The following is a 23392-nucleotide window of genomic DNA, read 5'->3' as shown; positions in this document are numbered from 1 at the left end:
GGTATTCTGCTAGGCTGCTTTTGGATGTATAGCCTTTATGGAGTTTATGGAATTTCTTTTAGCAATCGCTTCCTCCTCCAGGTCAAAGTCATCCTGAAGACCAAGCCAGAATTTTGCAGAGTTGCCAAAGTATTTGCTAAGCCGCAAGGCAGTGTCAGCTGTTATCCTTCGATTTCCCTTTAAAATTTCGGAGACCCTTGTTTGAGGAATACCTATGTCTTTGGCTAATCGGTAAGCAGAAATTTCAAACGGAATCAGAAACTCCTCCATTAAGACCTCGCCGGGGTGTATGTTCTTTAACTTTGCCATAGTGCTCATTTAATGATAATCAATAATTTCAACTTCTGATGCATTGCCCGCTGACCATTTAAAAATAATTCTCCACTGGTCATTAATGCGTATACTATAGAAAAACTTGAGATTTCCACTCAGTTTCTCCAGTCTATTTGCTGGCGGTATTTTCAAGTCGGTTAAGTCAACGGCATTATTGATCATTCTTAGTTTTCTACGTCCTATTTCTTGAATTTGAATAGGCCATTTTTTTACCCTAATCCCTATCCAGATATTTTCGGTCTCTTTATCACCAAAAGAAATAATCATACTTACGGATTACGTTACTAACGTCAAAGGTAAGTATTTTAGTTGAAAAACCGCCAAAACTTAATTCTTATTTGAAAACCCAGTTGGGGCTTCAAATTTCTTGTGTCAATGCCGTTTCCAGTATATCCACAGCTTCCTGCAATTCAGTCTCCCGGATGGTCAACGGAGGCACCCATTGTAACACATTCCCTTGTGAGACCTTAAAGCTTAATCCTTTTTCCAGACATCGGTACATGACACGCGAAGCCAGCTCGGTGTCTCTTTCCTTTGTAACCGGGTCCTTTACCAATTCGATCCCCCAGAGCAGCCCAATTCCTCGTATATCGCCAATCACCGGATATTGATTTTTTAGGCCGGTGAGCGCCTTATGTAAATAGGCTTCGCTGGATTTCACCTGATCGGGCAGGTTATGTTGATCGATAAAATCCAGCATCGCTAACCCTGCAGCGGCTCCCAAAGGATTTTTTTCAAAGGTGTAATGTCCCAGCGAAACCTCTTCGGCAATATTATATTCTTCCCGTACAATGATTCCGGCCATAGGGATGATACCCGCACCTAATCCTTTTCCCAGACACAGAATATCCGGTTCAATGTCATAATGTTCAAAAGCAAACATTTTTCCTGTGCGGCCAAAAGCGATCGGGATCTCATCAAGAATCAATAGAACTTTGTATTCATTGCAAAGCGCACGGATCTTTTTCCAATAAGCATAGGATGGAATCTGTACGTCCGTGTTGCGAACGGTCTCCGCGATAAAGGCTCCTACATCCTTGTTTTCCTTAAGAATATTTTCTATGGCGGCTAAGGTAGTCGCCTCACTTACTTCGGGTAAACGGTAATTGTCAGGCGCCGGGATATTGATGGTATCTGGAAATTCACCCATGTATTTTTTAAACTGTGCTTCACCACCAGCGGCGATCGCATCCAATGACGCGCCGTGAAAGGAATCAACATAGGACACGACTTTCGTTTTGCCCGTGATTACCCGCGCCAGTTTCAAGGCCATGCCGATCGCACTGGTGCCTCCCGGACAAAACAGCACCCTGGATAAGCCAGCAGGCATTAAGCCTGTCAACCTGTTTGCCAGTTCAATGATCGGTTGGTTGGTATATCGCCGGGGGCAAAAAGGCAATTGGTCCAACTGGGCTTTTACTTTTTCAATGACAAAGGGGTTTCGATGCCCAACCTGATGAACATTATTCCCATGAAAATCCATGTATTTCTTTCCCTGAATATCGGTGATGTATATGCCTTCGGCCGATTCGATCACATTCAGACAGGGAGTGGAAAGGGATTGGTGAAGGAAATAGCGGGCATCGGATTGAAGTAGTTCATTTGTTTCATGGTCCAGGCCTTCTATCCATTCCGCCCGAAAAGGAGAGAGGTTCACATCACCTTCTGTAAGCAAGGGAGTCTTGTTCATACAGGCTATTTCTGGGTTATATGACGAAGTTGGGAAATTGACCGGGATATTAAGGTTATGTTTTCTTTAAGGGTTCATTAGTGCAAAACATGCATTGGTGGGTGAACGATTAAATGGCCATGTTCATGCTTCAGAAGGAAACAGCGTTGCCCTTTATTCAAAGGGTTAGTGGTCAGTGATTCATGAACCGTTGCGCTATACGCAGTGGTCGGAAAATATATCTTTTTTTGCTGTGATGCCCGCCTGTACGGAGCAGAATATCCCGCAGGGTTTCAATGACCTCAATGGTATGGTCACCTTTATTGACCATCACACATTCTGCCAATGCCGCGTGCGAGGCATCGGTTATCTCCGACCGGGTCGCCACACCCGATTTGTTGAGTGTCTCCAAAACCTGGGTTGCCCAGATCACGGGTATATGGGCGGATTCACAGATCCAAAGTATCTCTTCCTGAATTTCCCCCATTCTTTCAAAGCCTATTTCTACTGCCAGATCGCCCCGGGCGATCATTACTCCGCAGGATCCGGATTGCATTCCCTGCAAGAGCAAGGAGGGCAGGTTTTTCACAGCCTGGGGTGTTTCGATCTTTATGATGATATCCGGTGGGTCGGATGAAAAATGTTGGAGCTTTAGTTGAAGCTCCTTTAAGTCACTGGCGTAGCGAACAAAAGAATAGCCTACCATGTCCGCGTGATTACAAATAAATGGCAAACAGGAAATATCAAAACTGGTCAATGGCGCGATGGCCAATTCAGAATCCGGGAAATTGATACCCTTGTCATTCTTTATTTGTTTTTTAACCGAAGAGACACGCGTGATTCTAACCCCCAGTTTATCCTTTTCCTTTTTCTCCACGATCCCTTTGATTATTCCATCATCCAGGTAGACACGGTGGCCCTCCTCCACATGCAACAATACATCCTTTTCGTTCGGGCTTATCACTACCTGTTCTTCTAAACCGGAAGGCAGGGATTCAGCCAGCCAGATCAATTCACCCTCGTCAATTTTTACTTTGCCCTTATCCAGCCCTCTTCCGATCAATTTGGTACGGATCTTTGGGCCTGCCAGGTCCATATACACTTTGCAATCCAAACCGGTGTGCTGACTTGCCCGGCGGATCAATTGGATCATTTGCGCCCACACAGCCTCATTATCGTGGGCACAATTGATTCTTGCCACATTCATTCCGTTTTGAAGCAAGGTCTTGATGATGGCGTAATTCTCAGAAAAGGAACTGTCAAAGGTGACCATGATGTAGGGGATACCATCCTCCATTTTATTCCCAAATAAATTACGTTGCTCCTTTTCCATTTTAGCAAGACTATAATCGTATGTACAAGCTTCGACTTCATCCTCCGGAAATTCTTTGCCCAATCGTTTCATAATAGATTGTATCTGGCTCAGGATATGACTTTCAGAACTTGCCAGAGAGGATAAACCCAGTACGTGAAGTTCATCCTGCAGGTCGCGGATGTCCTCATTGCGCAGCGTAAGGTAATGGATCAGGTTGGTAGCGGAGAGCCGGTAGTCCTCCGGAATCAATGCAAGGAATTCACGCCTTTTTTCGGTCTCATTTTTCATTTTACCAATAAGCCGATCCAGTTGCTGAAATACCGAAAGGGTCAAACTTGCATCCATGCTCCTGATTTTTGAGGGATAAATGTAGGCTGGTTCTTTGGCGAAGGGCCTGACCCGAATCACGGATACGCCTGATTTCCCAACCTTTGATTAACCTGACAGTGGTCATCGGATTTTTTTAAAAATCAGAGTAACTTCAAGGGTATCAAATCAATGAACTTGAAAAAGCCGATTGCCCAAATAACATTCCTGAATTTCTTAGAGGAAAAGGCAGGAGAACTTAAACAGTTCACCGGGCAATTGCGTAAAAGGGCAGATGCGGATATCGTTCATCAGGTCCGGGTGTCAGTAAAAAGATGGAAAATGACGGCACGCTTACTCGATGAACTCTATCATATACCCTGGAAAAGCGATTTTAAATTGACTGCTAAACTTTTCAGGATTTGTGGAGATCAACGGAACCTGGAACAGAGTATCCAAATTTGTCAACACCAGGGCTTTTATGCAAAAGGGATGGATCAGTTCTTTCACCGGGAATTGATAAAGGCAAAACGATTTACCAGATCGGCTATTAAAGAGTATGATATTTCTGGTGTTTTTAATTATCTGGATCGGGTAAAGATCTTTTTTTCTGGTTGCCATCCATTACCCCAGTCTAAAACACTTCAAAAAGCAGAAGACAAATTATTAAAAAAGGCAGCGGGGCTTTTTCAGCAAAAGCCCAGACCTCTTCACAAGATCCGGAAGCGCCTGAAAGACCTTTTGTTTCTTTGCGAATTCACCCAACATGCCCAGGGAAAGTTGCGAAAATTGAACAAGCATCTTGATCTGCTGGGAAAGATTCAGGATCTGGTAGTACTGGAAGAATTTGTTGAACAGGGGCTTTCAAAGGGAGTTATCACTCAAAATGACGGGCGAAAGTTGAGTAAAAGGATAACATCCAGGCGCAAACGACTTGTTAAACGTTCAGAGAATCAATTGGCTGCATTTTTATTTCCCGATAAATAATAGTACCTTTACATCTCTTGATGTTTCGCACTCCCTCCTTGGAGCCTACATTCTCCATGTTGCTGTGAAGGCAAAACGTAAGGCGGGTAAAGTATCCCTCACGGAGATAGCCTTACCAAATTTTTCAAATTAAATAGTTAATAGTGTTATTCAACGAATTACAGCTCATTGAGCCTGTTCTCAAAGCGCTTAGCCAGGAAGGTTATACGCAACCGACCCCTATTCAGGAAAAAGCCATTCCTGTTGTTTTACAAAGAAAAGACCTGCTCGGGTGTGCCCAGACAGGCACCGGCAAAACCGCCGCATTTACCATCCCTATCCTTCAATTGATGAGCCAAGAGGATCAACCTGTTAAAGGTATCCGTGCGCTTGTTTTAACCCCAACCCGCGAACTCGCGATTCAGATCGGGGAAAGCATTGAGGCCTATGGCCGTTTTCTCCCCCTTAAACATACCGTTGTATTTGGTGGAGTTTCTCAACATGCCCAGGTTCAAGCTCTTCGCAGGGGTGTAGATATTTTGGTGGCCACACCAGGCCGTTTACTTGACCTGATGCAACAAAGACATATTGCCCTGGATCATATCCAGTTCTTTGTTTTGGATGAAGCCGATCGTATGTTAGATATGGGATTTGTACAGGATGTCAGAAGGGTGATCGCCCGTCTGCCCCAGCAACGCCAGACCCTTTTCTTCTCGGCAACCATGCCCGGTGAAATCAGGCAGCTTGCACAAATATTACTGAAGGATCCCATTAAGGTAGAGGTTACACCTCCATCTTCTACGGTGGACCTGATCCAACAGGCAGTTTATCATTGTGATAAGCAAAACAAACTTCCTTTATTGATCGAGATATTAAAGGATCCTGCGATTGAATCGGTTCTCATCTTTACGCAGATGAAATATGCGGCAGACCGCCTTGCCAAAAGCCTGAGCCGTGCCGGGATTCCCACCGAGGCGATCCATGGTAATAAAGCTCAGAATGCCCGACAAAAGGCCCTTTCCAATTTCAAGTCACGCAAGACAAGAGTACTGGTGGCTACAGATATTGCCGCCCGGGGTATTGATATTGATGAACTTACACACGTCATCAACTATGAATTGCCCAATGTGCCCGAAACCTATGTACACCGTATCGGTCGTACAGGTCGTGCCGGCGCAAGTGGTATAGCCATCTCCTTTTGCGACTGGAGTGAAAAGATCTTCCTCAGTGATATCCAAAAACTGATCAAAAAGACCATCCCCGTTGTAAAGGACCATCCTTACGACGTTCCCTCTATGTATAATCAGATACAACAGGCCAAACCAACCACCGGCTCAGCACCTTCCAGTTTTGGAAATGCCCGCAGAGCAGGCGGAAAACGGTATGGACGGGCGTTTACGCAGAGGGCGTGAAGCGAGAGGCGTGAGTTTCGTGAGGCGTGAGTTTCGTGAGACGTGAGGGGTGAATGGTGAATGGTGAATAGTGAATGATGAACGTGAGACGTGAGACGTGAATCGTGAGTAGAGACTCATCTCTATTCACTATTCACCTCTCACCATTCACCTCTCACGTCTCACGAAACTCACGCCTCACGTCTCACGAAACTCACCCCTCACGCCTCACGAAACTCACGCCTCTCGCCTCACGCGTTCCATTTCCCGGAAAATCCCTCCCAATTCCGGAATCCAATTGAACTTTGGCACGAGTAAATAATTGATTTTTAGTTCGTTGAGATTTGGCACATTGTTCGGATACCCTGTTTCAAACAAATCCGAATTTATGAAACAAATCTACACCCTACTGATCACCCTGATGGTTACAATCGGCCTTCAGGCTCAAAGTTTCTCCTGGAACAATTTTAATGATGGTTCCACTTCCTACAATGTAACATCTAACAACGTAAAAATGACCGTATCCATCACTGGTTCTGGTCATGCTTCAGGCGAACCCAGCTATAAGAGTACAAATGGCGGATACCTGTATGAAAGCGTTGATTGGTCAAACAAAACCACCACGATCACTTACACCATTACCTTTACTGTTCCCCTTAAAGGTGTCTATTTCTATGTGTATGATGTTGATTATTCCAATGGTGGCTGGGATGATAAACTGACCATCAGTGCAAAGAATAATGTGAACACCACTGTTTACCCTACTATTTCTGCCGGAAGTTCTGCTGAAGTTACAGGAACCAACCTGAACATCCTGGAAGGAAAAGGCAATAACTCCTCTTTCTCCTCCAATCCTTCTTATGTTAGTTTTGGAACCAGTGTACCTGTAAAAACCCTTACCATTGTTTATGGCGCAGGGAGCAACAGTCCGAACAACCCCAATGGCCAGGTAATTGGTTTTAGCATGGTAGGATCTATTGAGGCCCTGCCGGTTCAATTGCTTGGTTTCAGCGCCGCTAAATCTGGTACAAACAACGCCCTGATCAAATGGGAAACTGACAAACAGATCCGCTTTGACCATTTTGAACTCGAGCGTTCTGCCACAGCGGTTGGTCCTTTTGAGAAAGTTGCCGATATCGCTTCGAACAATGCTGTAACAGGTAACTATTCTTTCACGGATATCAATGTAAAAACCAAAATGGCTACTGCCTATTATCGCCTGAAAATGGTGGATATTGACGGAACTTATTCTTACAGCCGTGTTGCCATGATCCGCTTCACTGGTGGTGCTACATTCGATGTTCGTCCCACCCTGCTCCACGCCGGTGAGAACCTGAATGTGACTGTATCCAGCAACGAAAATGAAAACTATACGATCAAATTATTCAACCTGGGTGGTAAGATGGTTGCTCAACAAAATATTGCCCGCTCTGGTCAGGTTGCCCTGAATACTGCTGGTCTCCAGAAAGGTATGTATGTGGTAACGGTAGAAGGTGGTAGCGAGCCCCAAACATTCAAAGTAATGCTTCAGTAAGGGTTAGCCCAAAAGGCAGTTCGGATTTGTTTTCCCCGCGGTTTTAGCAAAATAGGTACTTTTTGACCTACCTTGCTTAAACCGCGGGGCTTTTTTTGGCATACTATTTTCTTAATCTGCACGTTAGATGAAACGAACCAATAAATCCAATTCAACTCCTATGGGTACAACCGTTTCCCGTTCCCTTCCTTCCCTGAAGACATTTGGCCTTTATTCCCTTCTGATTGCCGGGGCTACCGCTGGCTTCTTTCTGCTTAAGCCTTTGTTGGAATCCAATAACAATGGGGCAGGAGCCCTGGGTATAATCCATGATAGCACGGAGAAAAAGAAGGATAGCCTGGCTGACAATAAAGGCAGGTATGACCAGACTGCCTATATGGAACAACTCCGTCTGATGGCCAATGGTGACTCCTCCGGACGCTGGCCGGTAAAAACCGGCGTTGAATACCAACCAGGTGCCTTATTGCCCTTCCATCGCATCATCGCCTATTACGGTAACCTTTATTCCAAACAAATGGGAATCCTGGGTGAACTGCCCAAACAAGAGGTACTGAACCACCTGCAGGCCAAGGTAGCCGAATGGCAGGCGGCAGACAGTACAACGGTCACCATTCCTGCCCTCCATTATATTGCCGTAACCGCACAAGGAAGCCCCGGAAAAGGCGGCAAATACCGGTTGCGGATGCCTTTTCATCAGATCGACTCGGTCCTGAAAATGGCGGAGAAGATCAATGCGATTGTATTCCTCGATATTCAGGTAGGACTTAGCACCTTGCAACAGGAAATACCCGAATTGGATAAATATCTTCGTTTACCCAACGTCCATTTGGGTATCGATCCTGAATTTTCAATGAAAGGAGGACAGGCCCCCGGAAAAGTGATCGGAAAGTTTGATGCCTCCGACATCAACTATGCGGCCGATTACCTCGAAAAACTGGTTAAAGAAAATAGCCTGCCCCCCAAAGTGCTCGTCATACACCGCTTTACCCAGGGCATGGTGACCAACTATAAACAGATCAAAACGCGCCCGGAAGTGCAAATGGTCATGCACATGGATGGTTGGGGACATCCGGCAAAGAAGATCACCACCTATAAACAATTCATTTACCGCGAACCAGTTGAATTTACAGGGTTCAAGCTCTTTTATAAAAATGATCTGAAAGAAAAAGGACGGTTACTCACACCATCCGAATTAGTGGCCTTGAAGCCACGGCCTTTATATATTCAATATCAATAGTATTTCTTACAGCATACACAAAGAAGAGGACGGCCATAGCGGCCGTCCTCTTCTTTTTATACACTGCGGGAGATAAATTAAAATTACATCCCTGCCTTTTTCTTTAGCATTTCCACTTCGGCTTTCAGGACATCAATCTGTGATTGTTGTTCCTTGATAGAGGCCACCAACAAGGGTATCAGGCTTTGCAGGTCCGTACTCCTGACCAGTGTCTGCTGGTAGGAATTCTTCCCTTTCATAAAAGAATACCGGGTCGTATTGATTGCGCCGGGTAGCACTTTTTCCACGTTTTCGGTCATAAAACCATATTGCAGGCCTTTGGGCAGGGACAAATGCGCATATCGTTTTGTGTTGTATTCAAAAACCTGTGGCTCCAGCGCGTTCAACTTTTGCAATGGCTGAGCGATCGATTGAATATTGGTTTTGATCTCCTGGTCGGAAATGGACTGGGCGTTAATAGTCGATGCGGTACCTAAAAGAATAAATAAGGCAAATAATAAAGCGTTTACATGCTTTTTCATGATGATAAATTTTTGGTCAATAAATCGTTGGATAACTAACTATAGGTCAATCGGCAGAAAAGGCACTAGGCCAGATCGGGTGGGGGAGTGTGGGTCGGTAGATAGACCAGGGAGGAAGACAGGTCCAGGAAATCATTCAACGGGGTGACAGAGCCTGAGGGGAGTAAATCGCCAAACAAACCCGGGTGGTCATACATAGACTCCTCTTCCCATTCCGTGCCGGATTCCGGTACAGGCTGGTTCTCATCACCCAGGTCAACAGACTGGGTAATAACCTGCTCTTCCATCCATTTGACAGCACCGGAATAGACCATTCCTCCAAAACTGAGTAAACAAAGGGTCAGGATGACCCAGGAACGATATGGTTTTTGCGCGGGCATGAACAAATGTTGGTACACAAATTTACAAATCAAAAAGCCAATTGTTTTCACTCCTGCAAAACAATTAATTTTGAAGGCAGTAGACCCACCTATATGAAGGAACAATACCAGGAACTGGCCTCCCGTCTGGAAGGAGAATTTTATGACGATCAGGCCATGCGTACCCTCTACGCCACCGATGCTTCTGCTTACCGTGAATTGCCCCAGGCCGTAGCTATTCCCCGCAGTGTGAAGGATATCCGGTTACTTATTGAATTTGCCAAAAAGACCGGCAGTTCCCTTATTCCGCGTACCGCGGGCACTTCCCTGGCTGGCCAGGTCGTTGGGAACGGGATCGTGGTGGATGTATCTAAATATTTTACCGGCATTCTGGAACTGAACAAGGAGGAAAAATGGGTGAAAGTACAGCCCGGGGTCATCCGGGATGAGTTGAATATGTACCTCAAACCGCATGGGCTGTTTTTTGGTCCTGAAACCTCTACCGCCAACCGGGCGATGATCGGAGGAATGGTAGGCAATAATAGCTGCGGGTCCAATTCAGTGGTGTACCGCAGTACCCGTGAACATTTGCTGGAAGTTAAAGCCTTACTCAGTGATGGTACCGAAGCGGTATTTGGGGCCCTGGATATTGAACAATTTCACCAAAAATGTGAGGGCGATACTCTTGAAGCGTCGATCTACCGGAATGTTCGACAGTTATTGAGTAATTATGAAAATCAACAGGAGATCCGGAAAGAATATCCCAAGCGTACCATTGAAAGACGCAACACCGGATATGCCATTGACCTGCTGGTGGAAACCGCTCCCTTTTCTGCAGGAGGGCCTGCGTTTAATTTTTGTCAATTAATAGCCGGTTCTGAAGGCACCCTTGCATTTATCACAGAGATCAAACTGAATGTGGTGCCATTGCCACCTCCTGAGGTGGGATTGCTGTGTGTCCATTTTGACACCATTGATGAGTCGTTGCGTGCCAACCTGATCGCGTTAAAATATGATATCAGCGCCAGCGAGCTCATCGATCATTATATTCTGGAGTGTACAAAGAATAATATTGAACAACAAAAGAACCGCTTCTTTGTCGAGGGCGATCCCGGTGCGATACTCGTGATCGAGTTTGCCCGCCATTCACGCGAAGAAGTATTGGCCGATGCCAACCGGTGTATAGAAGAATTAAAAGAAGCTGGACTGGGTTATCACTATCCTCTTTTATTTGGTGCGGATACCAAGAAGATATGGACCCTGCGGAAAGCAGGCCTTGGTTTGCTGGGAAATATGCCCGGAAGCAAGAAGCCGGTTCCCGTTATCGAGGATACAGCGGTGGATGTAAATGACCTGCCGGCCTATATCCGGGAGTTCAATTCCATTTTAAAAAGCTATGGACTTCATTCGGTACACTATGCCCATGCGGGATCGGGGGAGATCCATTTGCGCCCAATTCTTGACCTGAAAACAGAAGAGGGTAACCAGATGTTCCGCACCATTGCCCAGGAAATTGCCCAATTGGTAAAACGCTACCAGGGGTCCCTGAGCGGCGAACACGGTGACGGGCGACTTCGTGGTGAATTCATTCGCCAAATGATCGGGGAGAAGAACTATGGGCTGCTAAATGACATTAAACAGGCCTGGGACCCGCAACATATTTTCAATCCCAACAAGATCGTGGATACGCCACCCATGAATACGATGTTGCGTTACACGCCCGGTCAGCAGTCCCCCCGGTTTGATACGGTGTTTCGATTTGAAAACATGGATATACTGTTGCATGCCGAGCAATGCAATGGTAGTGGTGATTGTCGCAAAACACATTTGAGCGGAGGTACCATGTGCCCTTCCTATATGGCCACCCGTAGCGAAAAGGATTCCACCCGCGCCCGGGCAAATATCCTTCGTGAATTTCTGACCCATTCCACCAAGATCAACCGGTTTGATCACGAAGAGATCTATCAGGTCATGGACCTCTGCCTGAGTTGCAAAGGTTGCAAATCGGAATGTCCAAGTAATGTGGATGTTGCCAAGCTCAAAGCTGAATTTCTGCAGCATTACTATGATGCGCATGGCGTTCCCTTTCGGGCCAAACTGATCGCGGGTTTCAATCGTTCTTCTTCGCTGGCAGCTATCTGGCCAGGAGCGTATAATTTTTTTGTGAAGAATAACTTTACCTCCGGCCTCATTAAATCCATTGCCGGTTTCCATCCGCGTCGCAGCCTGCCCGGACTTCATTCCACTACGGTAATGAAATGGGCTTCCAGAAAAAGAGAGAAATCGTCCGGCCAACTGGGCAAAGTCTATTTCTTTGTGGATGAGTTTACAAACTATAGCGATACCGGCACGGGTATCCATGCCATTCAATTACTTGAGCGCCTCGGTTATACGGTGATCATTCCGGAGCATGTGGAAAGTGGCCGTGCCTCTTTATCAAAAGGGTTGTTGAGAAAGGCCAAAGAGATTGCTAACCGCAATATTTCTCTGCTGGCACCTTTAGTTAATGAAGAGACACCTCTGCTCGGCGTAGAGCCTTCGGCGATACTTACGTTCCGGGATGAATATATCGACCTGGCTTCCGATACGCAATGGGAAAAGGCCAAAGCCCTGGCAAAGCACGTCTTTACGATCGATGAATTCCTGGCCCGTGAGATCGACAAGGGAAAGATCAGTGCGTCATCTTTTACAAAATCTCCCAAACAGATCAAACTCCATGGGCACTGCCAGCAGAAAGCGCTTTCTTCTGTATCGTTTACCCAGAAGATGCTTTCTCTTCCGGAGAATTTTTCAGTAGAAGTGATACCATCCGGCTGTTGTGGTATGGCTGGTAGTTTTGGTTATGAAAAAGAACACTATGATCTTTCCATGAAAGTGGGGGAATTGGTGCTGTTCCCGGCGGTACGTGAAGCAAGTACTGAAACCATCATTGCCGCACCCGGCACCAGTTGTCGTCATCAGGTGAAAGATGGTACAGGCGTAGAGGCGAAACATCCGGTGGATGTGTTGTTTGAGGCGTTGGTGTAGTTTTGGTGGATGACGGATGTTGGATGACTGATGACGGATGACAGATGACGGAGGTTGGATGTTGGATGTTGGATGTTGGATGTGGGATGTGGGATGACAGATGAATGATGACTGATGACGGATGTTGGATGTTGGATGTTGGATGTTGGATGTTGGATGACAGAGGGAGTGAAATTAGAGTGAAAAACAATAAATAAAAAAAATGCGAAATACAATATTTCGCATTTTCTTTTTTCGAGATTTAATATACACTTAGTCGTTATCGGTCATCCAACATCCAACATCCAACATCCAAAATCCGTCATCTGTCATCAGTCATCAGTCCTCTAACACCAACCAACTTACAACTTCGCAATCTCGATATCCTGTACGGTACGGGTATTGTTACGCACTTTAAAAGTGGTAACGGAATTGTCTTTTTTATTGATGACCTCAAAGGTGAGCAGGCTGTTTTCGAGGGCCTCATCGCTCAACTGGAATTTTTTGGAGATATCCAGGCCTTTCAGTTTTTCGGCATAAACTACATTGTTGGCCTCATCGGTGATACGTACCATGAATTCAGCATCAACGGCACCTTTGATATTCAGTTGGAATACCGGTTGATTTTTAAGGTTGCCGAGATATTTCAGTTCAACGGCATTGGTGTTTTCGCCATTGTTAGCAAAACTTGTGTTTGCAAATCCCAGGGTCAGTACCAGCACAAAGGCAGCTACTACGGTTTTCATGTTGTTGATTACTTGTTTCATAAAGTGAATTTTTAAGTGTTTACGTGTTTGTTGATTCCTAAAACTCGTTGCGGCAAACAAACGAACGGTAAACAATCGTGAGGGGCTATATGGGAAGGTCGTTAGGGTACTTTCTCTTGCAGAGTAGCCTTGAATGGCTGTTTGATGATGTAAAAGTAGGTCGATAGGGAAGCACCTGCAAATCAAAAAAGAGTTCCTCATCGCATGGGTAAGGTGGTAAAGAAAACTTAAAACCCTTGACAGTAAAGGGTTTCAGCGGATTTTTGATATGATGTCCAACAAAAAAAACCCCGCTTAAAGCGGGGTCTTTTATGCTCATTCAAAGGGTGGCGTTATTTTTTCAACAGTACCCAGAACTGATCTTGGTCCTGCAAGATGGCAGTGATCCTGGTGTGTACGGTGGAATCCGGATCAGGATCAGTAGGCAGGGGTGACTGTTCTTCGGGCTGGTATTTCGCGAGGAAAGAAGCTGCCGCCTTGATATGCGACTGAGTCTCTTCTCGTGTAAGGGTTACCAGGCTACCGTGGTTTTCATAGTAATAATGTGTGCTGATGAATTTTTTTACATGCAGTCGGGTTTCACGCGGCAGGAAACGTTGTAATTTCCAAAAATCACGGCTTCCTGAGGATTTGATGGCTTTATCCACACCACCAGGGCCACAGTTGTAAGCCGCCACTACCAATAACCAGTCTTCATAGATCAAATATAGACGTTCCAGGTATTTGGCTGCCGCCAGTGTACTTTTCAGGTTGTTCCTTCTTTCGTCTACTTTACCAGAAACTTTTAATCCAAGTCCACGTGCTGTTCCCGGCATGAATTGCCAGATACCGGCGGCCCCTACCGCTGAAACTGCGGAGGGTTTCAATTTTGATTCGATCACCGCGAGGTACTTTAATTCGAGGGGGATTCCCCGTGCACCAAAGATCCGATCAATGGTGGTCAGCGATTGCTTTCCATTCAGCATGATCTTATCCATCATGTACCGGTTCTCCTTGATGTAATCTTCAATAAAATCTTCGGCTTCTTTCCTTAATTGGATCCGGGGTGCTTTTGGCAAGTGATCTTCACTTATGTCTTCCATGCAAATACATACACCTTGAATGTCAAAGGCGTGAGTACGAAAGAGCGCCGTATCCCGGTAAAAGGGATTTGTAGCCCGGTGACCAGGTTCGTTTCCTCCCTTGTTCGGAGCGGCAAAAGCCAATACCCCGTTTCCGGCAAGAAGCAATAAGGTCATAAAGAAAACCTTCCATAGTTTTTTTAGCATTACCATGTTTTTCGTTAACAATACCGACGGATATTGGAAGGCTTCACAGGAGTATGGGAGACAGTACAGAAATGGCCGGGGTCGGATCGGGTATTTTCATATTTCGGCCGGGTGGTACTGTGACAGGTATATCTACACATGCCGCCGCAAAGATAGTCGGCGACTTTTGGAGATTATGTTAAAACGCATTCGTAAAATCATCATGACACCCTGAGGAACTGACTATCACCGATATAAGTTTTCCACTGAAAAAAAGTCATAGAAAATCTACGAAAACATTAAATTGACGTTGAATCAACGACAAGTAACCACATTATCAAGAACTTAAACCAACATTATGTCGAAAAAAGCAATTCTTTTGGCTCTTACGGGCACCATTATCATCATTTCCTGCTCACAAAAGAATTTCCCGCAGAAATCAGAGACAAAAACTGTGCCTGTAACAAGTTATGCAGGCCCTGTGAAAGAATTGATCATGGCAAAATGCTCTCCCTGTCATGTGGCCGGAGGAAATAAAACACCACTCGACAACTATGAATCAACAAAAAAGCTGGCCGATGATATCATTCGACGTGTGGAACTCAATCCAGGCGAAAGAGGCTTCATGCCCATGAAAAGAGAAAAACTCAGCGCCGATGAGATCGCTTTAATAAAGAAATGGAAGGAAGAGGGGATGGCGGAGTAGGGGGGTTGGGTGTTGGATTATAGATGACAGATGACGGATGACTGATGACAGATGGCGGAGGTCTCGTACAGAAAAACGCTGTCATCTGTCATCCGTCATCTGTCATCCTACTCCCAATTATCAGTCCGAAACGGAGTCACCGGTAACCCCGACTTACTAAAGACATTTCCAATGGAGGTATTTCCAAATCCATAGCGTACTGCCACAGGCTGAGGGATCTTTTTATTTTTTACAATGACCTTGTTCCCTACCACCTTTACTTCGGCAGGTTGAAAGACCTTGTCTTCACCGGCAATAAAGAATTCGGTGGCTGTTTTTCCTTTGATCATCAATCCTTCTTCTGCATGGTCAAAATAAAGGGATACTTCATTTTTCCGTATTTCCATGCGTTGATAGATTGGCGATTGATATCCGGTTATGGGTAAATGGTAGGTTTTTGCCAGGGCAAGATTGGCCAACCGCAGAGAAACATCTTTTTTATTCTCCGGATGAATGTTCTTCACATCATCCACCAGGTCGGTGATCACAACCATACCTGTATTTCCTAATCCAAGTGTACGGGTCTGTTGTTCCTGCAACAAGGCACCTGTGTTGACCCCACTGTATGCATAAGGAGCGATTTGTACATAATAAAACGGCAGGTTCTTTTGTGCCATCTCACGCCATGATCCGATCATGCCGGTAAAAGTGGTAGCGTACCCCTGGTAGGTGCCTGTATTACTTTCACCCTGATACCAGATCACGCCGGCAAAATCAAATTTGATAACCGGAGCGATCATGCCATTATACAAAACACCCGGACGATGAGGACCCCAGGGATTGGGGCGAAGCATATCGGCCCATTGTTTCATGACCCGGTTATTCTCGATTACAGCCGCCGGAGTCCAGGGCTCCACGGGTGTTCCACCCCAGGCAGACATGACCAGACCTACCGGTACACCCAATTTTTCCTGTAATTGTTTTCCAAAAAAATAACCAACGGCACTAAAACCCTTTAATGTTTCCGGACCGCAAACCATCCATTCCCCTTCGCAATTATCTTGTGGGGTTTCTGCGGTTGTACGTGGTATATGGAAAAGCCGGATCTGATCATTGGCACTATTGGGCAGTTCCTCAAGAATCTGTTTGTTCTTGTTGCTCGTACTCCATTCCATATTCGATTGGCCACTGCAAAGCCAGACTTCGCCGGACATCAGGTTTTTTAACTGTATCGTGTTCCAGCCTTTTAATGTCAGATTCCACGGCCCACCCGCAGGCGGTGCCTGAATGCGGATTTCCCATTTACCATCGCTGTTTACTACGACCGAATCGGCATGGGGACTCCAGCCTGAAGTGATAAATACCTTTTCCCCCGGGTCACCCCAGCCCCAGATGCGTACCCGGCTGTTCTGCTGGAGGACCATATTATCCCCAAATATGGCAGGGAGACGGATATTGGCGACCAAAGAAAGGGGGAAAAACAGGACCAGGGCAAAAGCCAGAAATGCGCCAAAACGTATCATAATGGAAGGGTATTTGGCTAAAGGTAGGTAAAGAAGCCAAAACAGGCGAAAAGGTGGGCCTTGTCGTTTTTTATACTCAGTATTATGAATAAATAAATATCTAACTATTTGATAATTAGACGTATTCATTTCTTAACACCCTTTTTATCCCCGTCCCTAAGCCGGTAGGCCAAAATATGCTACCTTCCGGGCTTCCCATCGGACAGAACTATATTCCCGGAATGCGGTTATTATATAGGTCCGTTACCCAAACAGGGAAATACTTAAAAGGAGAATTTTATGGCATTTAAAAAGGAAGAAGAAATAATCATTGAACCTCGAGATGTTTTTGTTGGAAACCCGGAAGCCCCGGTGACATTAATGGAATTTGGTGAGTATGAGAGTGAGGCTTGTGCGAAAGCGAATGAGATCGTGAAACAGCTACTGGAAGAATATGAAGGGAAGATCCGATTCAATTTTCGTCATTTCCCTCAAACCATGATCCATCAACGAAGCATGAAGGCTGGTGAAGCGGCGATCGCCGCGGCCCAGGAAGGCAAGTTTTGGGAAATGCATAATGTATTGTTCCAGAACAGGCGGAGCCTTGGTACCACCAGTTTGAAACTCCACTCCCGCGAAGCGGGTGTGACCGATAAAAAATTCCTGGACCACCTGGTAAACGGTAAGTTTGGCTGGCAGGTACAGGATGACCTGAAAGAAGGCATCGGTTTAGGAGTGAAGGAAGTACCTGCTTTTTTCATCAATGGGGCGCCTTTAAAAGGTAAACCCACTTTTGCCAACCTGAGCAAAGAGATTGAGGCAGCGATTAAAAAATCAAAGCGTAAAGCACCGTCCCGCGCGAGAGCGTAACCGGGATCGGTTTAAAATGAAAAAGTCGGAACAATTGTTCCGACTTTTTTTGTGCGTTCGATGGTAAGATTACCAACGGTTATTTTGACCGGCAAAAGAACGGCGCTGTCCACCAGCGGGTCTTTCTTCCCGGGGCTTAGCCTCGGTCACTTTGATGGCACGGCCATCAGCAGTGGCTCCATCCAGCTCGGCGATTGCTTTGCGGGCGGCTTCATCATCACCCATTTCCACGAAACCAAATCCGCGGCTGCGCTGAGTGAATTTGTCGGTGATTACTTTGGCAGAAGATACTTCGCCATACTCCTCAAAATAGGATCTTAAGTCTTCATCTGTTACGTTGAAGCTTAAATTTGAAACGTAAATGTTCATTTACAAAAATTGTGTTTAAAAAATGCTTGAGGGACCGGCCTGTAAAGAAGACTAACTATTAGCAGTGATGCGTAGAAATTAAGACTTTCCATTATCGAAGCGGTAAAACTCAAATTGACGCCGCGAAGATACGCCATTTTAGTGAGGGATTCATTAATTTAAGGAACTATTTTTTAATTCAATGAAGATATCTTTTAATACAGCCCTGCAAAAGTTCAACACAAAAGGGGAGAAGACGGGTTGGACCTATATTGAAGTACCTGCAGACCTGGCGGAAAAGCTAAAACCGGGACAAAAGCAATCCTTTCGGGTAAAAGGAAAACTGGATACATATAAGATCGAGCAGGTGGCTTTGATACCCATGGGGGGTGGTTCGTTCATCATGGCCGTGAATGCCACCATGCGGAAAGGAATAGGGAAAAAACACGGTGCAATGGTTAAGGTGGAACTAACCTGTGATGACCGCGAAATGCCTTTATCATCCGATTTCATGTCCTGTTTGGAAGATGAACCATCGGCGCTGCGCTATTTTCAAACCCTGCCCAAAGGACACCAGAAATATTTTAGTCAGTGGATCGAGTCCGCTAAAACGGAGGCAACCAAAACAAAAAGGATTGCTTTGGCAGTAAATGCCCTGTCACGAAATATGGGATATGGGGAAATGATACGGGAAGATAAAGCCAACCGTCAGTCCCTGCTCTAGGATTTCATCATTAAGCGCAGAATGACATAACTGATAATGGCCAGAATTAGCACGATCAAAACGGCCACATAGATCCAGGGCTGGTCTTTATACCGCCATTTATCCCGCAACCTTTTTTTCTTCGCCACTTTCTTTTTAAGGTCACGGTTCATTTGTTCTACCAGGGAAGCCAGTTTTTCTTTTTGCCGAACCTGTTCAAGGCCTTCCAGGGCGTCCTGCTCAAATTCACTGTCTAGCATCTGTTTTTCTACCTCATGCTTCTGTTGTTCCGACAGCTTTCCCTCCAGGTATTTCAGCAGGGTTTGCTGATCGACCTCCGAGGAGAATTTGGATAATATGTTTTTCAGGTCTTGCGACATCTTACTTTCTTATCGATCCGTGGCTTTTCTCTCCATGATTATTTTCAGGTTCCTTTTGCCATTTTGAATATAACTCTTTACCTGCATCAGGGAAAAACCAGTTTCACCGGCTACCTGCTGGTAGGATTTTTTTTCGAGGTAAAACAAAGTTATACATTGTTTTTGCTCTTTGTTCAGCTCCTCAAGCGCCTCGGCCATCCGTTCAAGGTTCTTATCGGTCTCTACAAGCAGATTCCTGTCCGTTTCCTCCGCGGGATGGTTATCTTCCAGTTCAGTAGGTATCTTTCCCTGCCTGTCACGCAGTTTCATCAAACAGTGGTTTTTGGCCACCATATAGATCCAGCTTTTGAAATACTCCACCTTGTATTTCTGCAATTCAGTTATGGCTTTCAGAAAAACCTGCTGTACACTATCGCGGGCCTCCTCTTCATTTTTTAAGTATTTCATGCATACCCCGAAAAGAAGAAGGGTGTACCGCTCCAATAATACGCCCAGCCATTTATTGTCCTGGCTGGTGGAAAATCGCATGAGCAGTTCCGAATCGGGTATATGGTCGTAGGTGTGGGGCTTCAATTCCTCGCATTTTCCCTTCGTGTCCTTCGTGTCCCCTTCGTGTCCTTTGTTTCCTCTACGATCGTTCTGCGTAGGAGGACACAAAGGACACGAAGGAGGCACAATGAGCACGAAGGCTATAATTTAGACGCAGCGTTTGTGAAATTCCATATTAAAACAGTTGTTTTACTGACCGGAATAACCATTGATCCCAGCCCAACAACTTAAAAGCCGAGTAGAGCAGCACTACGGCAAACACTTTTTTTAACATAACTGTATCGATTCGCAGAGCGATCTTGCTTCCAATCAGCCCACCGATCACAAAACCGGCAGCCAACAACCCGATCACCCGGAAATCAATCGGCACACCGTTCTTTTTACATTCCTGATAGTAATACAGAAAACCCAATATCACCACCGGGAAGGTGAGTACACCTAATGAGGTTCCTTGAGCCTGATGTTGGGTATAATTTAAAAAATAGACCAGCGCCGGAACCAGTACGATACCGCCACCAATGCCGACCAAGCCGCTCGCGATGCCGGCTACGAGGCCCAGCACGAGCACCAGAAGAATCATTTCCGTGGACATAGTTTTTTTCATTTTCGGTAATTCTGCTTGTAAAATTCGATCGCCTCCTGGATGATCTTTAAGGCTTCGGCTTTATCCTGAAAATTATCGATCTCTACTTTTTTATTTTCCAACACCTTGTATTGTTCGAAATAATTTTTGAGTTCCACCAGAAAATGCTGTGGGAGTTCCTCGATGTTCTTATAGTGATTCACCGAAGGATCATTGAGGGCTACCGCGATGATCTTGTCATCTTTTTTCCCCGTGTCGATCATCTGCATATTACCGATCACGGCCGCTTCAACCAGACAAAGCGGTTGGATCGCCTGGGAGCAGATGACGAGTATGTCGAGCGGGTCATTATCCTGACCAAGTGTTTGAGGGATAAACCCATAATTCACCGGGTAATGAAAGGAAGAATAGATGACACGGTCCAGTTTGAGCAGACCGGTTCCTTTGTCGATCTCGTACTTGGTACGTGAACCTTCAGGGATCTCGATGATCGCATTCACGATACGGGGGGCTCCATCTCCAAAATGGACGCCATGCCAGGGGTGGTTTACGGTGATCATGTGTTTATTTGATTATTCGCCATCCTGCATAGGTAGCAGCAATACCCAGCAGCAGGCTGACTGAAATATACAAAAAGAATAGTCCTGTTCTGTTATCCCTGATCAGGTGAAGGCTTTCCAGCGTAAGTGCCGAGAAGGTTGTAAAGCCCCCGCAAAAGCCCGTCATCATCAGTAAGCGCAAATCCTCCGATCCGGTTTCCGTCTTTGTCAGATAGCCAAATAATATTCCGATCAGGAGACTGCCCGTCAGGTTGACGGCAAGGGTTCCGAGGGGGAATGGCCCGGGTTGTGACAATTGTATCCACCGGCTAAGCAGGTACCGGAGCACGCTCCCCAACGCTCCGCCGGATGCAACCCAAAGCATATTCCTGATCATTTCAGTGTGGTATCAGATGAGGGCGTAACGGGAACCGTTGGTTTGACCGTATCGGCCGGATGTTCAAATAGGTATTTCAGGTCCACTTTCCAGGCCCCGGCAATCCGTTGAATTCGCAGGGTGTCGTGGTCATTTCGGTATGAATTGGAGAATATGAGAATACCGGTAGAATCATTTTCCATCCGGTGTTTGTGGATATTGATGGAAGACTCCCGGTACATCCGCTTGGATTCCGGATCCATTTTCTCATAGTTCCTTTCAAATACATTGAAGTATTGGAGGTTGACCGAATCCTCCAGCAGAAGTTTGCGGGCATCTTCGATCCGTCCATCCAGGTTGGCACGAATAAAGGTGCGTGCGGCATCGAGGTCGTCTTCGGGGGTATCTGTACTGGCTTTTTTGTCCTCATTATTACAGGACGCTGCCAATACCAGCAGGAATGGGAGAAGTCTTTTCATATCGGCAATTTACGAATGAATATTTTCTCACAGAAAACACAAAAGGCACAGAAACTGAATTTCCGTGCCTTCTGTGCATTCCGTGAGAAAATAGCTATTGTCCTTCCTCCTTTCTCTCCCTGTCATACGCCCGCAGGATCTGTTTCACCAGTCTGTGACGTACCACATCATCTTCATCCAGCTCAATATGGGCAATTCCATCAATATTTTGGAGAATGCGTACTGCGGTTTGCAAACCACTCTTCTGGTTGCGTGGCAAGTCCACCTGGGTCATATCCCCGGTAATGATGGCCTTGGCATTGGCACCGATACGGGTAAGAAACATTTTTAACTGCAGATCGGTGGCATTCTGGGCCTCATCCAGAATAATAAAGGCATTATCCAATGTACGGCCACGCATATAGGCCAGCGGCGCGATTTCAATGGTGCGGGTGGTCATATAATAACCAAGCTTATCAGCCGGAATCATATCATCCAGTGCATCATATAATGGCCGCAGGTAAGGATCGATCTTTTCCTTGAGATCGCCGGGAAGAAAACCGAGGCTTTCACCCGCTTCCACAGCCGGACGGGTGAGGATGATCTTTTTTACCACTTTATTCTTCAGGGCCCGTACTGCCAGGGCAACAGCCGTATAGGTTTTACCTGTACCGGCAGGACCGATCGCAAATACAATATCATTCTTCTCGGCCTGTTGAACGAGTTTCTTTTGATTGGCGGTTCGGGCCCTGACGGTTTTACCATTTGGCCCAAATACCAACACATCATTGGGGTTACGGTCAACAAAATGATCTACGGTCTCGGCATCATCACCACCAAGGATCTGCTCAAAATAGTTCTCGCTCATGTGCCCGTTCCGTTCCAGGTACTGCACGATGAGTACGATCTTCTCCCGGGCAGACTCCACCTGCTCTGGCTGTCCGCTCAGTTTCAGTTGGGTACCCCGCGATAGGATCTTGAGTAAGGGAAATTTCTTTTTGAGGATGTCTAGCTTGCCGTTGTTTACACCGAAGAACTCAATAGGGTTTACGGTTTCGAGGTTGATGATCGTGTCTGTCAATGCGCTTCAGTTTTAATGGTCAAATTCACTTGTCACTTAAAAATACGCAATAAAAACTTGGACTTCCTAAAGTTAATTATTCACAGTTGTGAATAGAATTATTAAAATATTAATATTTTCTTCTCATTCTTTTTTTTCCTACATTTCTGATTCAAACCAACGACTATGAATGAATACAATGATTACGGGTACAGCAGTTACCAATTTCCAACCGGACTCATCATTTTTTGGCTGGCGCTTATGGTCTTTCTTATTGCGGCGCAATGGAAAGTATTTGTAAAAGCCGGTCAGCCGGGATGGGCCGCTATCATTCCCATCTACAACATTTACATTATGACAAAAATTACGGGTAAGCCAGGTGTATGGACCTTGTTCTGCCTGATCCCGTTTATCAACATCGTCTTCGCGATCTGGCTGATCAATATGATGTCGAAGAGTTTTGGGAAAGATGAAGGCTTTACTGTTGGCCTTCTGTTATTAGGTATCGTATTCTGGCCGATCCTCGGTTTTGGCTCCGCCAAATACCAGGGACCCTATGGCGATCCGGTCGCTTTTCAGGCCTACCGGGAGCAGCATAAGTTTGATTTTGAGAACCATTAAGGGCGTGAGAGGTGAGACGTGAGGCGTGAGGCGTGAGACGTGAATCGTGAGAGGTGAGGCGTGAGAC

At 45.8% G+C, this 23392-nt stretch carries 26 protein-coding genes; 9 read left to right on the top strand and 17 right to left on the bottom strand.

Annotated features, from left to right (window positions below; all coding sequences use genetic code 11):
- Positions 1-9: 9 nt before the first annotated feature.
- The 4 genes from J0M30_13410 to J0M30_13395 all read right to left on the bottom strand — a co-directional run bounded on the left by J0M30_13410 (position 10) and on the right by J0M30_13395 (position 3662).
- Complete coding sequence (locus J0M30_13410; protein MBN8668493.1) at positions 10-309, bottom strand: HigA family addiction module antidote protein; 300 nt, start codon at positions 307-309, stop codon at positions 10-12.
- 9 nt (positions 310-318) lie between these two features.
- The gene (locus J0M30_13405; protein MBN8668492.1) at positions 319-600 is read right to left on the bottom strand and encodes a type II toxin-antitoxin system RelE/ParE family toxin; all 282 of its coding nucleotides are present in this window, start codon (positions 598-600) and stop codon (positions 319-321) included.
- Between the two features lie 91 nt (positions 601-691).
- Complete coding sequence (locus tag J0M30_13400) at positions 692-2023, bottom strand: aspartate aminotransferase family protein (GenBank protein ID MBN8668491.1); 1332 nt, start codon at positions 2021-2023, stop codon at positions 692-694.
- Between the two features lie 172 nt (positions 2024-2195).
- Positions 2196-3662 (bottom strand): hypothetical protein, encoded by a 1467-nt coding sequence (locus J0M30_13395; GenBank protein MBN8668490.1) that lies wholly within the window; start codon positions 3660-3662, stop codon positions 2196-2198.
- Between the two features lie 159 nt (positions 3663-3821).
- Between J0M30_13395 and J0M30_13390 the strand changes: the two genes are divergently transcribed.
- From J0M30_13390 to J0M30_13375, 4 genes are all read left to right on the top strand, one after another.
- On the top strand, positions 3822-4610 hold the full coding sequence (locus J0M30_13390) for a CHAD domain-containing protein (GenBank protein ID MBN8668489.1): 789 nt from the start codon (positions 3822-3824) through the stop codon (positions 4608-4610).
- A 143-nt stretch (positions 4611-4753) separates the two neighbouring features.
- A complete protein-coding gene (locus tag J0M30_13385) occupies positions 4754-6001 on the top strand; it encodes a DEAD/DEAH box helicase (protein MBN8668488.1) in 1248 nt (415 codons plus the stop codon).
- Positions 6002-6368: 367 nt separating this feature from the next.
- Positions 6369-7514: a T9SS type A sorting domain-containing protein gene (locus tag J0M30_13380; GenBank protein ID MBN8668487.1), complete on the top strand. Its 1146-nt coding sequence runs from the start codon at positions 6369-6371 to the stop codon at positions 7512-7514.
- A gap of 160 nt (positions 7515-7674) precedes the next feature.
- A complete protein-coding gene (locus J0M30_13375) occupies positions 7675-8751 on the top strand; it encodes a hypothetical protein (GenBank protein MBN8668486.1) in 1077 nt (358 codons plus the stop codon).
- A gap of 83 nt (positions 8752-8834) precedes the next feature.
- On the opposite strand, the gene J0M30_13370 is transcribed toward J0M30_13375, so the two are convergent.
- Both J0M30_13370 and J0M30_13365 read right to left on the bottom strand, forming a co-directional pair.
- Positions 8835-9272, bottom strand: a complete 438-nt coding sequence (locus J0M30_13370) for a tail fiber domain-containing protein (protein MBN8668485.1) — start codon at positions 9270-9272, stop codon at positions 8835-8837.
- 65 nt (positions 9273-9337) lie between these two features.
- Positions 9338-9652, bottom strand: a complete 315-nt coding sequence (locus J0M30_13365) for a hypothetical protein (protein MBN8668484.1) — start codon at positions 9650-9652, stop codon at positions 9338-9340.
- A 93-nt stretch (positions 9653-9745) separates the two neighbouring features.
- On the opposite strand from J0M30_13365, the gene J0M30_13360 reads away from it, so the two are divergent.
- Entirely contained in the window at positions 9746-12658 is a 2913-nt protein-coding gene (locus J0M30_13360) for an FAD-binding protein (GenBank protein ID MBN8668483.1), read from the top strand.
- A 341-nt stretch (positions 12659-12999) separates the two neighbouring features.
- Here J0M30_13360 and J0M30_13355 read toward each other — a convergent pair whose 3' ends face one another.
- Together J0M30_13355 and J0M30_13350 are read right to left on the bottom strand one after the other, a co-directional pair.
- Positions 13000-13404 carry a hypothetical protein gene (locus J0M30_13355; protein ID MBN8668482.1) on the bottom strand — a complete coding sequence of 135 codons (405 nt, stop codon included), beginning with the start codon at positions 13402-13404 and terminating at the stop codon, positions 13000-13002.
- A 332-nt stretch (positions 13405-13736) separates the two neighbouring features.
- The gene (locus tag J0M30_13350) at positions 13737-14642 is read right to left on the bottom strand and encodes a lytic transglycosylase domain-containing protein (GenBank protein ID MBN8668481.1); all 906 of its coding nucleotides are present in this window, start codon (positions 14640-14642) and stop codon (positions 13737-13739) included.
- A 367-nt stretch (positions 14643-15009) separates the two neighbouring features.
- Here J0M30_13350 and J0M30_13345 point away from each other — a divergent pair, with 367 nt between their 5' ends.
- Positions 15010-15357, top strand: coding sequence for a cytochrome c (locus J0M30_13345; GenBank protein MBN8668480.1), 348 nt, complete (start codon positions 15010-15012; stop codon positions 15355-15357).
- 107 nt (positions 15358-15464) lie between these two features.
- Here the strand turns inward: J0M30_13345 and J0M30_13340 are convergent, their stop codons facing one another.
- Positions 15465-16859 (bottom strand): sialate O-acetylesterase, encoded by a 1395-nt coding sequence (locus tag J0M30_13340; GenBank protein ID MBN8668479.1) that lies wholly within the window; start codon positions 16857-16859, stop codon positions 15465-15467.
- Between the two features lie 279 nt (positions 16860-17138).
- Between J0M30_13340 and J0M30_13335 the strand changes: the two genes are divergently transcribed.
- Entirely contained in the window at positions 17139-17708 is a 570-nt protein-coding gene (locus J0M30_13335) for a thioredoxin domain-containing protein (protein ID MBN8668478.1), read from the top strand.
- Positions 17709-17777: 69 nt separating this feature from the next.
- On the opposite strand, the gene J0M30_13330 is transcribed toward J0M30_13335, so the two are convergent.
- Positions 17778-18077, bottom strand: coding sequence for an RNA-binding protein (locus J0M30_13330; protein MBN8668477.1), 300 nt, complete (start codon positions 18075-18077; stop codon positions 17778-17780).
- Between the two features lie 181 nt (positions 18078-18258).
- On the opposite strand from J0M30_13330, the gene J0M30_13325 reads away from it, so the two are divergent.
- On the top strand, positions 18259-18780 hold the full coding sequence (locus J0M30_13325; protein MBN8668476.1) for a DUF1905 domain-containing protein: 522 nt from the start codon (positions 18259-18261) through the stop codon (positions 18778-18780).
- On the opposite strand, the gene J0M30_13320 is transcribed toward J0M30_13325, so the two are convergent.
- The 7 genes from J0M30_13320 to J0M30_13290 all read right to left on the bottom strand — a co-directional run bounded on the left by J0M30_13320 (position 18777) and on the right by J0M30_13290 (position 22725).
- Complete coding sequence (locus tag J0M30_13320) at positions 18777-19139, bottom strand: hypothetical protein (protein MBN8668475.1); 363 nt, start codon at positions 19137-19139, stop codon at positions 18777-18779. The genes J0M30_13325 and J0M30_13320 overlap by 4 nt on opposite strands.
- Positions 19140-19148: 9 nt before the next feature.
- Complete coding sequence (locus J0M30_13315) at positions 19149-19667, bottom strand: sigma-70 family RNA polymerase sigma factor (GenBank protein MBN8668474.1); 519 nt, start codon at positions 19665-19667, stop codon at positions 19149-19151.
- A 196-nt stretch (positions 19668-19863) separates the two neighbouring features.
- Positions 19864-20292, bottom strand: a complete 429-nt coding sequence (locus J0M30_13310; protein ID MBN8668473.1) for a sulfite exporter TauE/SafE family protein — start codon at positions 20290-20292, stop codon at positions 19864-19866.
- The gene (locus tag J0M30_13305; protein ID MBN8668472.1) at positions 20289-20831 is read right to left on the bottom strand and encodes an inorganic diphosphatase; all 543 of its coding nucleotides are present in this window, start codon (positions 20829-20831) and stop codon (positions 20289-20291) included. Before J0M30_13305 ends, J0M30_13310 begins: the two co-directional genes overlap by 4 nt.
- 4 nt (positions 20832-20835) lie before the next feature.
- Positions 20836-21195 carry a fluoride efflux transporter CrcB gene (crcB, locus tag J0M30_13300; protein MBN8668471.1) on the bottom strand — a complete coding sequence of 120 codons (360 nt, stop codon included), beginning with the start codon at positions 21193-21195 and terminating at the stop codon, positions 20836-20838.
- Positions 21196-21203: 8 nt separating this feature from the next.
- Positions 21204-21665 (bottom strand): hypothetical protein, encoded by a 462-nt coding sequence (locus J0M30_13295; protein ID MBN8668470.1) that lies wholly within the window; start codon positions 21663-21665, stop codon positions 21204-21206.
- Between the two features lie 94 nt (positions 21666-21759).
- A complete protein-coding gene (locus J0M30_13290) occupies positions 21760-22725 on the bottom strand; it encodes a PhoH family protein (protein ID MBN8668469.1) in 966 nt (321 codons plus the stop codon).
- Positions 22726-22890: 165 nt separating this feature from the next.
- Between J0M30_13290 and J0M30_13285 the strand changes: the two genes are divergently transcribed.
- On the top strand, positions 22891-23325 hold the full coding sequence (locus tag J0M30_13285; GenBank protein ID MBN8668468.1) for a hypothetical protein: 435 nt from the start codon (positions 22891-22893) through the stop codon (positions 23323-23325).
- Positions 23326-23392 lie beyond the last annotated feature (67 nt).

This window comes from Chitinophagales bacterium (assembly GCA_017303415.1).
Taxonomy (GTDB): Bacteria; Bacteroidota; Bacteroidia; order Chitinophagales; family Chitinophagaceae; genus SpSt-398.
Note: the sequence above shows the minus strand (reverse complement) of the source record. Positions and strands in the feature narration are given on the sequence as shown.